The sequence below is a fragment of the Agarivorans sp. 2_MG-2023 genome (genome assembly GCF_030548085.1).
GTDB lineage: Bacteria > Pseudomonadota > Gammaproteobacteria > Enterobacterales > Celerinatantimonadaceae > Agarivorans.
The window spans coordinates 249,234-264,019 of sequence record NZ_JAUORQ010000002.1; the positions used below are offsets into that span (position 1 = coordinate 249,234).

11 protein-coding genes are annotated in these 14,786 nt (G+C 44.9%); 6 read left to right on the top strand and 5 right to left on the bottom strand.

Features of this window, described 5'->3' with window-relative positions:
• Positions 1 to 30: 30 nt before the first annotated feature.
• Positions 31 to 1,161, top strand: a complete 1,131-nt coding sequence (locus Q4549_RS03805) for a glycosyl hydrolase 53 family protein (protein ID WP_303549287.1) — start codon at positions 31 to 33, stop codon at positions 1,159 to 1,161.
• Between the two features lie 300 nt (positions 1,162 to 1,461).
• Here the strand turns inward: Q4549_RS03805 and Q4549_RS03810 are convergent, their stop codons facing one another.
• A complete protein-coding gene (locus Q4549_RS03810; RefSeq protein WP_303549284.1) occupies positions 1,462 to 1,959 on the bottom strand; it encodes a fasciclin domain-containing protein in 498 nt (165 codons plus the stop codon).
• Positions 1,960 to 2,263: 304 nt separating this feature from the next.
• Here Q4549_RS03810 and Q4549_RS03815 point away from each other — a divergent pair, with 304 nt between their 5' ends.
• A complete protein-coding gene (locus Q4549_RS03815; protein ID WP_303549723.1) occupies positions 2,264 to 4,003 on the top strand; it encodes a choice-of-anchor I family protein in 1,740 nt (579 codons plus the stop codon).
• 85 nt (positions 4,004 to 4,088) lie between these two features.
• Here Q4549_RS03815 and Q4549_RS03820 read toward each other — a convergent pair whose 3' ends face one another.
• Positions 4,089 to 5,804, bottom strand: coding sequence for an NAD-dependent malic enzyme (locus Q4549_RS03820; protein WP_137672088.1), 1,716 nt, complete (start codon positions 5,802 to 5,804; stop codon positions 4,089 to 4,091).
• 226 nt (positions 5,805 to 6,030) lie between these two features.
• Here Q4549_RS03820 and Q4549_RS03825 point away from each other — a divergent pair, with 226 nt between their 5' ends.
• On the top strand, positions 6,031 to 7,254 hold the full coding sequence (locus Q4549_RS03825) for a threonine/serine exporter ThrE family protein (protein ID WP_303549280.1): 1,224 nt from the start codon (positions 6,031 to 6,033) through the stop codon (positions 7,252 to 7,254).
• A gap of 150 nt (positions 7,255 to 7,404) precedes the next feature.
• On the opposite strand, the gene Q4549_RS03830 is transcribed toward Q4549_RS03825, so the two are convergent.
• Positions 7,405 to 7,665 (bottom strand): hypothetical protein, encoded by a 261-nt coding sequence (locus tag Q4549_RS03830; RefSeq protein WP_137672089.1) that lies wholly within the window; start codon positions 7,663 to 7,665, stop codon positions 7,405 to 7,407.
• A gap of 361 nt (positions 7,666 to 8,026) precedes the next feature.
• Between Q4549_RS03830 and ggt the strand changes: the two genes are divergently transcribed.
• The 3 genes from ggt to Q4549_RS03845 all read left to right on the top strand — a co-directional run bounded on the left by ggt (position 8,027) and on the right by Q4549_RS03845 (position 13,465).
• A complete protein-coding gene (ggt, locus tag Q4549_RS03835; protein ID WP_303549277.1) occupies positions 8,027 to 9,766 on the top strand; it encodes a gamma-glutamyltransferase in 1,740 nt (579 codons plus the stop codon).
• A 104-nt stretch (positions 9,767 to 9,870) separates the two neighbouring features.
• Positions 9,871 to 12,912 (top strand): DUF1566 domain-containing protein, encoded by a 3,042-nt coding sequence (locus Q4549_RS03840; protein ID WP_303549274.1) that lies wholly within the window; start codon positions 9,871 to 9,873, stop codon positions 12,910 to 12,912.
• Positions 12,899 to 13,465: a DUF1566 domain-containing protein gene (locus Q4549_RS03845; protein ID WP_303549271.1), complete on the top strand. Its 567-nt coding sequence runs from the start codon at positions 12,899 to 12,901 to the stop codon at positions 13,463 to 13,465. Before Q4549_RS03840 ends, Q4549_RS03845 begins: the two co-directional genes overlap by 14 nt.
• A gap of 41 nt (positions 13,466 to 13,506) precedes the next feature.
• Here Q4549_RS03845 and nqrM read toward each other — a convergent pair whose 3' ends face one another.
• Entirely contained in the window at positions 13,507 to 13,743 is a 237-nt protein-coding gene (nqrM, locus tag Q4549_RS03850) for a (Na+)-NQR maturation NqrM (RefSeq protein WP_303509704.1), read from the bottom strand.
• A 15-nt stretch (positions 13,744 to 13,758) separates the two neighbouring features.
• Positions 13,759 to 14,784 carry an FAD:protein FMN transferase gene (locus Q4549_RS03855; protein ID WP_303549268.1) on the bottom strand — a complete coding sequence of 342 codons (1,026 nt, stop codon included), beginning with the start codon at positions 14,782 to 14,784 and terminating at the stop codon, positions 13,759 to 13,761.
• Positions 14,785 to 14,786: the final 2 nt, after the last annotated feature.

Below are 14,786 nucleotides of genomic sequence, written 5' to 3' on the forward strand. Positions count from 1 at the left end.
TTCAATTATCTTCTCTTGAGTAGCTATCTGATGCGCAAATTTCACTTCACTTTTCTCCATGCTGTAATGGTTATTATGCTGGTTGCTTGCGGTAGTTCGCCTTCGGAAAACTCTCCGCCATTAGCATCTGAGCCGACCTTGCATTTTCGCGGTGTTGATGCTTCTTTCGCGAGCCTTTTACAAGATTGTGAATCTCCTATTCTGATAAGTGGTGAAGAATATCCTTGGCAGACCTATGCCGATGCTGGCATCAATCTCGTCCGACTGCGAGTATGGGTTGAGCCTGAAGCAGGATACAACGACTTAGCGGATACCTTACAAAAGGCACAAGCCATCGCCGATGCAGGAATGGACCTATATATTGACTTTCATTACTCCGATACATGGGCAGATCCGGGCAAACAAACTAAACCTTTAGCATGGCAAGACAGCGACTTTGATACTCTAAATACTCAGTTGTACCGCCATACCCTAGACGTAATGAATGCTCTTGCTTCGGCCAATATCCCCGTGAAAATGGTTCAGTTAGGTAATGAAATAAGCTCGGGTATGCTTTGGGATGAAGGGAGAGTGGGTGCTAACTTCAATAGTAACTGGTGGCGTTTAGCCCTGTTACTAAAGAGCGCGACGCGTGCCGTTCATGACAGTGATTATACTGATCCCCCACTAATTATGATCCACACAGACAGTGGCGGCGATAAAGATGCAAGCGAGTGGTTCTTCAGTCACCTTGTTAGCGAAGGAGTCGAATTTGATATCATTGGTCTGTCTTTTTATCCATGGTGGCATGGCTCAATGCAGGACTTAAGTGAAAACTTAAGTCACTTAGCCGCTAACTACCAACAAGCAATAGTGCTTGCCGAGATTGCCTATCCGTATAGCTTAGTTGACCACGATCAGCAGCCCAACTTTGTATGGCAAGAAACACCTCTAAATACCGAATTTTCGGCTTCAGAGCAAGGACAAGCAGATTACATTACTGCCTTACGAGAAGTGCTGCTTTCACTACCAAACAATAAAGGTTTAGGCATGGTTTATTGGGCGCCTGACTGGATTAGCCATACCCAAGAGGCATGCCAATCATCTTGGGACAATTTAACCTTGTTTGATGACGCTGGCCACCCATTGAAAGTCCTCGCGGAATTAGGCCAAGGGCAATAAAACCACACAAACAAAGAGCCTAGCCCTGCAAGCTTGTCACTCTAGTTCGAGGCATCATTAAGCTAAACTCAGCTGCTGCATAAGCCAGTCGGTAACAAAGCTCGCCTGCGCAGAACAAGAATGCAGCTAGAACATATATTGATTACCGAATGCAGAGTAAAGCGAGATGAAGTCGGTGTTTGCTGCTTTAAAAATCTTAACGATGGAGCGGGAGAGTAAAATAGGTTTTGAAGCAATCGCTTGCCGAAATCTTGTTTTAGGGAATCAAAACAGGGCCCGAATAGAGCCCTGCTACTGTGGTTACTTTGGCATCAGCACCGTATCAATTACATGGATTACACCATTACTGGCTTTCACGTCAGCCGCCACTACATTGGCGTTATTTATCATTACCATTTCGCCACTAGTGCTAACGGCTAACATTCCTCCTTGAACGGTTGTAGCGCTATCAATGTTAACCACGTCGGCTGCCATCACTTTTCCCGCTACAACATGGTAAGTAAGAACAGCGACTAGCTTGTCTTTGTTTTCAGGTTTCAACAGCATTTCTACTGTACCCTCGGGTAATTTAGCAAAAGCCTCGTCAGTGGGAGCAAATACCGTAAATGGGCCTTCCCCTTTTAGGGTCTCTACCAATCCACCCGCTTTAACAGCCGCAACGAGTGTGGTGAAGGAGCCATTTTCAACTGCGACATCTACAATATCCTTTTTCATTCCATGGTGATTAGCATGGGCGATTGTTGAGAATGTCACTGCAGCGATAATAAAAGTAAACACTTTTGCAATTCGTTTTAACATGGTTTCTTTCCTTTCAACTTTGCGTGCGTTGGGTTCGAGATTTGTACGGCCAAGCTATTCGCTTGGATCACATTACGCTGTAAAGTCCACTCCCCTTACTCACGCAGCAAATACTCATCACTCAAAAACAATGCTAATAAATTCAATAACCTAATATAAGCACCTTCTCAGAAAAGTAGGTTTAGAACTGTCCCTCTCCCTCAATCGAATGTTTAATAACTGTCATAATTTGGTCATCACACAGTCACATTAGGTACACAAAATGCCCTGCAAGATTAATCAGTGAATATAGGGATATATGATGATGCTCAAGAAGAGCTTAGTTTCACTTGCGGTAGTTTCTTGCCTGGCATTAGTGGGTTGTAACGGCGATGACGGTCAAGCAGGCCAAGCAGGCCAAGCAGGCGCCGATGCAGTAACGGGTATTTCACTTAGCCCTGTGGGCCGTATTGTGCTCAATGCTAACGGCGCGGCAGAAATTGTGCAGTATCATGCTGCTAGCCAAACCATTTATGCCATCAATAGTTCTGACGATAGTGTTGAGATGATTGATGCTTCTGGACTATCTTCTGAGGCTCTTGCTGCGCCACTTAGTGACAGTAACTTAAACGCCACCGCGCTTACGCTACCAACCGAAGCCAACAGTGTTGCCCTAGGCGGCGCAAATAGCATTGCAGTTAGTGGCGATTTAATGGCTGTTGCTATTGAAGCTGATGACCAAGCCAACAATGGCTACATTGTGTTTTACAAGGGCTTGAATGCTGGCACTCCAGTATTTTTAAACGCTGTAGAAGTCGGCAATCTTCCAGACATGGTGACCTTTACACCCGATGGCAGCAAGGTACTTGTGGCAAACGAAGGTGAGCCAAGTGGCGATTACAGCAATGACCCAGAAGGTTCGATTGCTGTGATTAAGGTAACCGACGGCACCCCAGCCAGCACCGCCACTATTATCGACTTTACCGCGTTTAATGGTATGCAAAACGAGTTGGAAGCCAAGGGCATGCATTTCCCTAATCCAGCGGGCCGAACCTTAAATGGTCAAGTCATCACTACCACTGTTGCTCAAGACTTAGAGCCTGAATACATCACTACCACTAACCACATGGCCTATGTAACGCTTCAAGAAAACAACGGCTTAGCCATTGTTGATTTAAGCGATAACAGCGTAAAAATAATCGGTTTAGGCTTTAAAGATTGGGCCGGCTTGAACTTTGATGGCAACGAAGACGGCAGCGTAAGCTTTGGCCAATACGACGGCCTTTACGGCGTATACATGCCCGATACCATTACTTCATTCACTTGGAATGGCGCGCCATTTTTAATCACCGCTAATGAAGGTGATGCCCGCGAGTATTTCTTTGATGTTGCCGACGAAGCCGCATGTACTACTGCTGGCGGCCAAGACTACGATGCAGATGACGGCTGTTTATCGTTCACTGAAGAACTTAAGCTTAAAAAGTTAACGGCGGCGGCGGGGTCTAAATTGGAGGCTCTGCAAGCGGGTGGCGAGATTGATGGGCTGCGCGTAACCAACATGCTAGGTGACGCCAACGGTGATGGCGAGTACGAAACTGCGTTTGCTTACGGTGCGCGTTCATTCACTATTTGGGATCAAAACGGCACGGTGGTATTTGACTCAGCCGATGACATTGGCCGCATTACCGCTGCCATTCACGGCAGTGCTTTTAACAATGGTGATGATGAAAACGAAGGTGACTCTCGCTCAGAAAACAAAGGCGCAGAACCAGAAGCGTTAACCGTAGGCATGGTAGGCGACAAAACCTACGCGTTTATTGGTTTAGAGCGTATGGGCGGGATTATGGTTTACGACGTAAGCAACCCGTATAACAGTGCATTTGAAAGCTATGTAATAAACCGAGATTTAACCGAGGGCCTAGAAGCCGGAGATGGCATTGGCGATTTAGCACCAGAGAGTTTGGTATTTGTTGCGGCTGCCGACAGCCCAACCAATAAGCCCTTGTTGCTAGTAGGTAATGAAGTGAGTGGTTCTCTGACAGTATGGGAAATTACGGCTCAATAACGGGCGGTTAAATCTATACGTGCACTTGTTCTTATAAATAGAAAAAGGAGCTTTTCGGCTCCTTTTTTATCAACAATGTTGAGTTCTATACTCTGCGGTAAGGCAGGTAAATAGGTTCCCACATATGCTGGGCGATTTCTTGGTCGATGTCTTTACCACTCAAGCAACCCTGTGGATCGGTTTCTTGAATTTGCTTCAAAATGGCCTTGGCCACAAAACCAGAAACATCTTTTAACTCGCGCATTCTTGGGAATACACAGCCGCTGTCTAGATCTTCTTGCGAAACATATTCGGCTAAAGCAAAAGACGCAGTAGTGAACATTTCCATGGTGATTTTACTCACACCCGCCACAATCGTAGCCAAACCAACCGCAGGGAAAATGAATACGTTATTACCTTGGCCAATACGGTATTGCTTACCGTTATAGTCTACGTCGTCAAACGGGCTGCCGGTAGCAACAATAGCTTGGCCATTAGTCCACTGGTAAACATCTTCAGGCAAGGCTTCACAGTTGTCGGTAGGGTTAGATAGTGGGAACACCATTGGGCGCTCGGTATATTCCAACATCTTTTTCACATGGCTTTCTTTAAATGCGCCACCTACACCACTACAACCTAACAGCACGGTAACGGGCGTATTGTCGATAAGCTCGCTTAAGCTGGCTTTCCCTTCTTCAGCAAGTGACCAGTTTTGGGCTAACTCGAACGGTTTTGCGTAACGTTTTTTGTATTCGTCTAAGTCTGGGCGATTATCAAATACCACACCGCGTGAATCGAGAATAAAGATCCGGTCGCGTGCTTCTTGATGATTAATGCCTTCTTTTAGCAAGCCAGCAAAGATTTGATCGGCTACGCCAACGCCACCAGCGCCAGCGCCGTATACTGCGTACACCTGCTCGCCTAAGGTTTCGCCTTTAATTTTAGTGGCACCAATTACACCGGCTAATACGACCGAGCCTGTGCCTTGAATATCATCATTAAACGACGGTAACTCGTCTTCATACTTAGATAAGTTATCGAAGGCGTTAGATTTACTAAAGTCTTCCCACTGCAATACTGCTTCTGGGAAGTGCAGTTTAGTTTGTGCCACAAACTTCTCAATAAACTCTTGGTACTCTTGTCCACGCATGCGCTTTTTAGGCAGGCCAAGATACATTGGGTCATCAAGCAAATCTTGGTTATCAGTACCGACATCTAATGCAATCGGCAAGCAACGCGCTGGGTGGATCCCTGCACCCAAGGTGTATAGCGACAATTTACCAATGGGAATGCCCATTCCGCCAATACCTAAATCACCTAAGCCCAAAATGCCTTGGCTGTCGGTGACCACAATAATTTTTATGTCTTTACCCGCAAAATGACGCGCCATATCGCCCATTTGATCGACGTTTTCAGCGGTAATATAAAGACCACGGTCTTTTTGGTAGCGGTGGCTAAATTCCTGACATGCTTTACCTACTGTAGGCGTGTAAATAATTGGCGCCATTTCTTCAATATGACGAGATACCAATGCGTAAAACAAGGTCTCGTTGCGGTCTTGTAAAGCGCGCAAATATTGGTATTGCTCAATATCACTACAAGCACTAAGAAAACCTTGGTATACGCGCTTTAGCTGATCTTCGAAGGTTTGTGGTTTTGGTGGTAACAAGCCAGCCAAATTAAAGGCTTCACGCTCTTCATATGTAAATGCAGAACTTTTGTTTAACGTGCGATCGTTAAGCAATGCGTTACCAGAAATAGAAACCGGACGAAACTCGTTGCCGTTTTCATCTTTCCAACGTAAATATTTGCCAATAGCCATGGCGTCCTCCGAGACAGCGCGTGATAAATTTAATCTAATCCTAAATGATAAATGATCACGCCGAATCTGTACGCTATTTCATTAAAAAATCAGGTAAATTTCTCTGTCACTAGCTAAACCCATTGGTTCTAAGTTATTACAGTGGCTTTTTATCTGCTGCCCACTACACCAAAACTCACTCTGTGGGATACAATTAAGCATCTACCACATTGAATAACGTCCCACATTGAAACAATCATCCTTTGAAGTAAAACGCGATTTCATTATCAAACTTGGCAAAGCCTTGCATAAATACGGCACGCCCGCTTTTCGTATGGAGTCTCACTTGCGTAACGTTGCCGAAACCATGGGCTTAGATGGCTATTTTTTAGTCACCCCTACTTCACTTACCTTTGTTCTATGGGCACCCGACGATACTCAAGAATACAACTATGTAATGCGCGTAAAACCAGGTGAAATTGACTTAGGCATGCTAGCGCGCACCAATCAACTCGTGGAGAAAGTGACCGCTCAAGAAGTGAGTTTAAGTGAGGCCATAACCCAACTAAACACACTCGCCAACCAAGCGCCAATGCATACGCCTTGGACCATGTTGTTAGCCTTTGCGATAACCGGTGGTGCATTTGCCATGTTAATGGCGGCCACTTGGAATACCATTATCTGGTCTAGCTTACTGAGTGGGATCTCTTTTTATCTAGCCCATCGCGCCGAGCACTCACGCGGTGTGCACGAAGCTTTAGAGCCAGTGGCAGCATTACTGTGTGCTTTTATGGCCGTGGCCATAAGCCAAATAGTGCCCGATATAAACATCCCCATTTTAATCCTTTCTTCTATCATCATTTTTGTGCCCGGCTTGTCCCTCACCTTGGGCTTAAGTGAACTGGCTGCGCGTGAATTAATTGCCGGCACAGCGCGAGTGATGGACGGTGTAATGGTGCTGTTTAAACTCTATTTTGGCGCAGTATTAGGTATGGCCTTTGGCGCGTTAATTTGGGGGCAGGTTGACCTACATGTAATGGAAGTGAGCACCTGGTGGATTAAGTGGCTTGGCGTATTTTTGCTATCTTTGGGCTTAAGCGTGGTGTTTAAGGTAAGACCAAAGGATATTCCATGGGGAATATTATCGGGAATTATTGCTTATTCTGCCGCCTTTGCGGGTAGTGCTTATTTAGGCGAAGCTTTAGGGCCGTTTATTGGCGCGTTTGTGGTGGGAGTGTACGCCAACCTATTCGCTAAATTCACCAAGTCGCCTGCCTCAGTGGTATTGCTTCAAGGCATTGTATTGTTGGTACCGGGCAGCAAAGCCTACATTAGTTTGAATTCAATGGTGTTGGGAGAATCAATGGTAAGCATTCCCAATATTGGCTCACAAACCTTTTTGATTTTCATGTCGATTGTTGCAGGTATTTTATTTGCGAATGTTGCGGTGCCGCAGCGTAGTTCTTTATAACAGGCAAAAAAAAGCGCTTAAGCTAGCACAGACTTAAGCGCTGGAAAAACATCGAGGATTTAGAACTGCTGTAAACTAGACCAAAAGGCAGAAATATCGGATCTCGACTGCATCCTAAAATTGGATCGGTTCACGAAAACTAAGGATTAGCTACTCAGCCACCTCACTGTTCTCTAGGTCTTCTGGTTGAACCGAGATTTCGAGGTTGATGAACTCAGCTTGACTAAGTACACCGTCTTGATCGGTATCTAACTCTGTCCATACTTGGCTAAGAATTGGCAACTCGGCCGCTTCTTCTTGGCTTACAACCATATCTTGGTTAGTATCCAAGTCTTTGAACACTTCACTATTTGCAGAAGCAAAGCTGGCTACAAATAAGGCTAACATTGGAAAGCTATACTTTAAGTTCATAAGAAACTCCTTGTTAAACATCAATTTCACAAAAAGACCGCGATTAAACTAGCGGTTGAGCACTAGGGTATTAGCAAAGCCTAAGCCAACTTTTAAAAACCCATTTAAAACAAATAGTTAACCGATAAATCAGCAGTTCACCCGACCATGACTGTCGCCAATGCCCGACAGCAATACCAAGGGATATTCCACAAGTGGCTAATAGCGCCACTCAAGCCTGTCTCAAATACCCATCACCTTTCTTTTAAAATCATCAAATAACCAGTAAAAATCACAAATTATCAATAAGATAAGCGAGATATGGCGAGAAGTTTTTCAGCTGCTACACTGGCTAGATAAACCTAATAGAAAGGAAGCCAACATGTTTGCTCGTAGCCTACTAAGCGTGGCATTAGTGATTAGCGCTAACAGCCTTGCCCAAAGCCAAACCGCCGATAGCGTTGCCCCAGAACAAGCCAGTGACATTGCCCACAAAAAACAAGTCGTTGCCACTAAGTTTATGGTGTCTGCTGCGAATCCCTTAGCGGTTGAAGCCGGTTACGAAGTGCTAAAAGCAGGCGGCAATGCGGTTGACGCAATGATAGCGGTGCAAAGCGTATTGGGTTTAGTTGAACCGCAGTCATCTGGTATAGGAGGTGGCGCATTTGTGGTGTACTTTGATGCAGAAAAAAGCCAACTTACTAGCTTTGACGCCCGTGAAACCGCCCCCTTAGCTGCGGATTCTTCATTGTTTTTAGATGATTCAGGCAAGCCCTTACAGTTTTATGATGCTGTGGTAGGAGGCCGTTCGGTGGGTACCCCAGGCGTGGTAGCGCTGTTCGAAACATTACATAAGCGCTATGGAAAAACCACTTGGGGAGATCTGTTTCAACCCGCTATCGGCCTAGCCAATGAAGGCTTTCGCGTTAGCCCGCGTTTAGCCAAACTTATTGCAGGTGACCAGCTACGCCTTGGCCGTTTTTCGGAAAGCCGCCGCTACTTTTTTGATGACTCAGCCACTCCCCTTCCAGAAGGCCACTTACTGAAAAATCCTGATTACGCTAAGACTTTAACACTGGTCGCTAAACAAGGTGCCGCTGGCTTTTATCAAGGTACAACTGCCGAGGCAATGATTGCTGCGGTGACTCAACTCAATGATAAGAATGGCCGTTTAAGCCTGGCCGATTTAAGCGCTTATGAGGTGAAAGAGCGCCCCGCCCTATGCGCTCCTTATCACCAATATTCGGTGTGTGGTATGGGGCCACCAAGCTCCGGTGCTAGCACTGTTGGGCAAATATTAGGTATTGCTGCCCACTACCCTTTAGATAAGTGGGGACCAAACAATATCCATAGCTGGCGAATATTGGGAGATGCCTCTCGCCTCGCCTTTGCTGACCGCGGCAAATATTTAGCCGATGGAGACTTTGTAGATGTCCCCCTTAAAGGCTTACTCAGCAGCGATTATATTAAGTCTCGCGCTGATCTCCTTAAGCGCGAAAAAGCCCTTAAAAGTGTTAGCCCCGGCCAAGTAGCAACCACTACTGCCCGTGCTAAGGATCACAGCATAGAACTACCTTCTACCACCCACATTAGTATTGTTGATGCCCAAGGCAATGTGCTGTCGATGACCAGTAGCGTTGAGAATGCATTTGGATCACGAATAATGGTAAATGGCTTTTTGTTGAATAATCAGCTTACTGACTTCTCTTTTGTTGGCGAAAAAGACGGGCAAATGGTCGCCAATCGCGTTGAACCAGGCAAACGCCCTCGCTCATCAATGGCGCCTACAATTGTAATGGAAAACCAGCAGCCAATTATTGCCATAGGTTCTCCTGGCGGCAGCAGCATAATTGGCTACGTAGCAAAAACCTTAATAGGCCATTTAAGCTGGGGCATGAGCTTACAACAAGCTATTGAACAGCCCCATTTAAATAACCGTTTCGGTACTTATGATCTCGAAGCAAATACCAGTGCAGCCTTGCAACAGCAAGCCCTTGAAGATTTGGGATACAAAACCAAAATAAAAGACATGACTTCGGGTTTACAAGGCATAAGAATTTACCCAGACAAGCTAGTAGGCGCAGCGGATCCAAGACGAGAAGGGATTGCTAAAGGGGATTGACCTAATCATTAATAGCCCCCTTTGCTTAGCAGAATACTTAATCAAGCCTATGCTTTATTAAGTGATTATAGCCTGATAAAGACTTGCTATTTAAAGGGGAATTAATGATAAGAGAAAAAGTATTTAGCTGTTTAATAATGCTTTTGGCTTGCTTGGTATTAAGCGCTTGTAATCATGATGACTCTACAAATGTTTCCCAAACGAATAGGATACTTGTTAGTGCAGGCCCAGATTTTCAGGTTAACGAAAATCTGCCAGTACTGGTTACCGCTGAAGTACAAGATGATTTTAACCAGCTATCGGAGATGGCGTGGCATCAGCTGTCGGGGATTGACGTTGAATTAGACAATACTCAAGCCTCGATACTGCGCTTTAATGCTCCATCAGTTAACGCAAAGCAAGTGCTGACTTTTGCCTTTACAGCCCGCAGCCAAGCAGGCAAGCAATACTCCGATAGCCTTGTCGTAACGGTACTTAACATTAATCAAGCGCCTACCATTGAGTTAGCCAGCGAGATGGCGGTAGCGGAGCAGCAGAGTGTTCTCATCAATCCTTTAGTCACCGATGCCGACAATCACACTCTTGATATTCAGTGGCGCCAAATACTTCTAGACAATCAAACTCCATTAACTATTTCAGACCCGACTCAGCTACAACTGAGTATCCAAATTCCTACTTTAAGCACTGTGCAGACCTATCAATTCGAGCTAAGCGCCACAGACTCGGAACAAGCTAGCACCAACAGTATTATTCAACTCAATGCTTTTCCGGCCTTAAAAGGGCGCGTTATTGATGAGCCGCTGGCGCAAGCAGTGGTAACGCTTAAGGACTGGCAAAGTGGCTTGCCATTGGCGCAAACTCACACTGATGACAACGGTAATTTTCAGTTTTTATTAGACAACAGTAGCAGTAACTTTAGGCTTGACGTTAGCGGTGGCATGTTAAATAACCAAAGTTTTTTAGGTTTAATGAATGGCGCATGTACATTTGATACCCGCAGCCAATGTAACGTCACCCCCATATCTAGCTTAATCCTTAGCTATGCAGCTAGAAACGATTTACAAGACCTTAGTCAACATGAACAGTGGGTCAGTGATATTGAAGCTTTAATCGGTAATATAAGCCCTGACCCATTCTTAAATGCCGACAACACTAATGTTGATCTAGAGAGCATTCGCGCAACAATAGGAAACCAAGGCGAAAACCTTCAAACATGGCTTTCACTCGTCGTAGATTACCTCAGTCAGCCCAATAATACGCAACTCAAAGAACAAATTGAGCAGGGATTTAACAACCTTAATTTCCCTCCAAGCGTAGAGGCGGGAAGTAACCAAACTGTTAATGAACAAAGCACCGTAGTCGTTATCGCTAGCGCCAGCGACAGCAATGGCCCTATTGCTAACTATGTCTGGACGCAACTTAGTGGCACCGAGGTGACCCTGAGCAACGCCAATAGCGCGATAGCCAGTTTCACCTCTCCAACCCTCTTATTACCTGAAACCTTAGTGTTTCAAATAACCGTTACCGATAATAACGGCGAAAGTTCTGCCGATACACTCTCAGTTAACGTAAACCCAATAAACACTGGGCCAATAGTGACTACTGGTGCAGAACAAAATGTAAATGAACAAGCTAGCGTGATGTTAACTGTGAACGCTAGCGATGCAGATGGCTATATAGCTAGCTATACGTGGACACAACTTAGTGGTACCACTGTAAGCTTGGGCAACGCGAACACCGCTATCGCTAGCTTTACCTCCCCCACTATAGTGGCCTCAGAAAATTTGGTTTTTCAAGTACTAGTTACCGATAACGAAGGTGTGAGCCAAATTGGACTGACACAAATAACCGTAAACCCGGTAAATAACGCCCCAAGTGTTTCAGCCGGCCAGGACCAAACTGTAGATGAACAAAACACTGTAACGTTAAATGCCACAGCTAGTGATAACGATGGCAGTATTACCAGTTATCATTGGCAACAAATCGCAGGACTAACAGTTAGCCTGCTAGATGCTAATACAGAAAATGCCAGCTTTATAGCGCCTGAAGTGAGCGGTGATAGCGCTGTACAACTTGAAGTAACTGTAACTGACAACGAAGGGATTAGCGTAAGTGACAACGTAACGATTACCATTGCTAATAACTTCCCCCCGACTGCTAGCATTGTTGCTCCCATTCAAGTGAGGGAAGCAGAGTTAGTTGTATTAGACGGCAGCGGATCGAGTGATACTGAAACCGTAAACTTACAGTACCTATGGCAACAAACCGATAATAGTGGTACCAACATTGTTTTTGTAGATAGTAGCCTTGAACAAGCTCAATTTACCGCTCCAAATGTCACCAGTGCGATAGCGGTAGTTATGGCCCTCACTGTAAGTGATGAAGGTGGTAAAACCGCGACGAACGAAGTAAGCATTGCGCTAACGCCAAGTAATACTAACTTAGCGCCAATTAACGATACTGGGATTACTACTTGTTCAGATTATGCTTTCGGCGCCAGTGAATCTCATCAGAATTCGATTGATTGTAATCTGACAACTGATGCCGATGGCGACTCGGTACCTCAAAATCAGGACGGTCATGCTGGTAGAGATATTAACGCTTCGAATAATGATGATGGAACACTCGGTTTTAGCTTTATTAAATTAGATAAGCAGGGGCTGGTTCTAAGCGCAGATGCAAGCTCTTGGTCCTGCGTATTAGATACCGTGACTGAGCTAGTATGGGAAGTAAAAACCAACAACAATGGCTTACAAGACACTAACCATACCTATAGCTGGTTAGATAATGACAATACCCGAAATGGCGGCGATAGAGGTACCTCTGATGCAGGTAGCTGCCTAGGTACATGTGATACTGAAAATTATGTTAATAACGTAAATGCCTTAAATCTGTGTGGTTTCACTAACTGGCGAGTGCCTGAATATCCAGAGCTACAATCCTTAGTTGACTATAGTAAAACTAATTTTGCCATAGAAAATAACTACTTCCCAAACACGAATAACGATTGGCATTGGACATCAACCACACTGTCCAACGCGAACATTGGCGCATGGAAAGTTAATTTTAACTTAACTGTTGATTCCCCCCCATTTGAGCTTAAATCTACCCCATTACCTGTGAGGCTGGTTCATGACCTTCCTTAAATTGAATACCGATACGCAATTATCAAGAAATTATTGTCTTGGATGCTTAGCAATTTTTACTGCTTATTTGCTAACGCCTCTACCCGCTCACGGTGCTAGCGTTTGCTTGGCATCATCACCATTAACTGCACCAGATAGCCGATTTGTCGACAACAACGATCAAACCGTTTCAGACCTAGACACTAATCTAATGTGGGCGCGCTGCACCTTAGGTAGAACTTGGGACGGCAGCACCTGCAACGGCGCAGCACAAACTAAAAGTTGGAATCAAGCGGTTGAGGAGGGCCCTAACTCTACACTCGCTGGATACAACGATTGGCGCTTACCCAATATAAAAGAGCTTAGCTACCTAATAGAATATAACTGTTATAGCCCTGCAATTAATGAGACTTTCTTTTCTTCTGAACAAGGCATTTCGATGCCTTTTTGGACAGCTACCCCCGATAGCTATAACGCTAGCAAGGCTTGGTTTATTAACTTTATCAATGGCCAGGTGGGCCTAGACAAAAAGGATGATGACTATGGAGTACGTTTAGTAAGAGGAGGATTATAGATTTAGATATATCAAAAAAAGCGCCCTAAGGCGCTTAACAATTAGATAATACGGTGTTCGTCTAACATCGCTTGGCGAGCTTGTTTCTTTTGCTCAACTAAGGCCATTTTAGCTTTGCGCTTGTCACAGGGTTCTGGGCAATCACAGACTTTTTCAATGCCTAAAGAAGCAATCCCCCCACAGCTTCCGCTAATGGTTTTCTTCTGAAAAATGTAGCCCACAGCCATAGCAGAAATCACCACTATGAAAAAAACAAACGTCACTAAAAAATAAGCCATTACGACTCCTTAATGTTATTGGACGACAAACGGGACAAACGCCGAGCTAATGTGCTCTGCAAACTCGTCTCCTTGCTTCTCGATAATATACACCGCTAGCTGATGATTTTCTGCAAAACTCATCGCAGCATCTACCCCCATTACTGTGAAGGCCGTCGCGTAAGCATCGGCCATCATGCTGGTTGGCGTAATTACACTCACCGATACAATATGGTTTGCGATAGGCATTCCGGTATTGGGATTAATAGTATGTGAGTATCTGACCCCGTCTTGTTCGAAATAATTTCGATAATCCCCAGAGGTTGCCAAACCGTTGTCACCCGGCTCAATAATTTTCTGCACCGCTCGCTGTTCAGCTAAGGGTTTTTCAACCGCTATACGCCAACCATGATTTTTATCGTTATGACCTTTTAGACGCAGCTCTCCACCAATATCAACCATGTAGTTATTCAACCCTTCAGCTTCTAACAAATCAGCCACACGATCAACGCCGTGGCCTTTTGCTATGGCTGATAAATCAACATATAGCTCTGGCAAGTCTTTAGACAATTTACCACTGCTTAAGCTTAGATGCTGATAACCAATTTTTGCTTTAGTTAGCGCTAACTCTTGTTCAGTAGGTCGTTGCTCTGGGCGTCCCTCAGGACCAAAACCCCACAAGTTAACTAATGGGCCCACAGTAATATCAAACGCGCCCTTAGAGTCTTCTGAGAGCTGTAATGAGGCCTCAATAACCAATGCTAGATTGTCAGAAATGCTGATTGCATTATTCGCGCTATGTTGATTAAACCGCGATAACTCCGAATCAGATATGTACGTAGACATCTCTTGATTTACTTGCTGCAGCACGGTGTCAATCTTGGTTTGTAATGCCTCACCATTTGGCAAGTTTGCTTTAGGCTCGGCCAATTTTATTTGGTAATAGGTACCCATAGTGCGCCCTTCAATTTGCAGAGTATACAAACTGTTTTGCTCACTACAGCCGCTAATAAAAAAGGCTAGTCCTACTAGGACTAGCCAATAATGCTTCACTAAACTCACTG

What these genes read in the sequence shown, in the direction of transcription:
- Q4549_RS03805 (WP_303549287.1), top strand. Translation starts at nt 31, where the DNA reads ATGCGCAAATTTCACTTCACTTTTCTCCATGCTGTAATGGTTATTATG.
- Q4549_RS03810 (WP_303549284.1), bottom strand. Translation starts at nt 1,959, where the DNA reads ATGTTAAAACGAATTGCAAAAGTGTTTACTTTTATTATCGCTGCAGTG.
- Q4549_RS03815 (WP_303549723.1), top strand. Translation starts at nt 2,264, where the DNA reads ATGCTCAAGAAGAGCTTAGTTTCACTTGCGGTAGTTTCTTGCCTGGCA.
- Q4549_RS03820 (WP_137672088.1), bottom strand. Translation starts at nt 5,804, where the DNA reads ATGGCTATTGGCAAATATTTACGTTGGAAAGATGAAAACGGCAACGAG.
- Q4549_RS03830 (WP_137672089.1), bottom strand. Translation starts at nt 7,665, where the DNA reads ATGAACTTAAAGTATAGCTTTCCAATGTTAGCCTTATTTGTAGCCAGC.
- ggt (WP_303549277.1), top strand. Translation starts at nt 8,027, where the DNA reads ATGTTTGCTCGTAGCCTACTAAGCGTGGCATTAGTGATTAGCGCTAAC.
- Q4549_RS03840 (WP_303549274.1), top strand. Translation starts at nt 9,871, where the DNA reads ATGATAAGAGAAAAAGTATTTAGCTGTTTAATAATGCTTTTGGCTTGC.
- Q4549_RS03845 (WP_303549271.1), top strand. Translation starts at nt 12,899, where the DNA reads ATGACCTTCCTTAAATTGAATACCGATACGCAATTATCAAGAAATTAT.
- nqrM (WP_303509704.1), bottom strand. Translation starts at nt 13,743, where the DNA reads ATGGCTTATTTTTTAGTGACGTTTGTTTTTTTCATAGTGGTGATTTCT.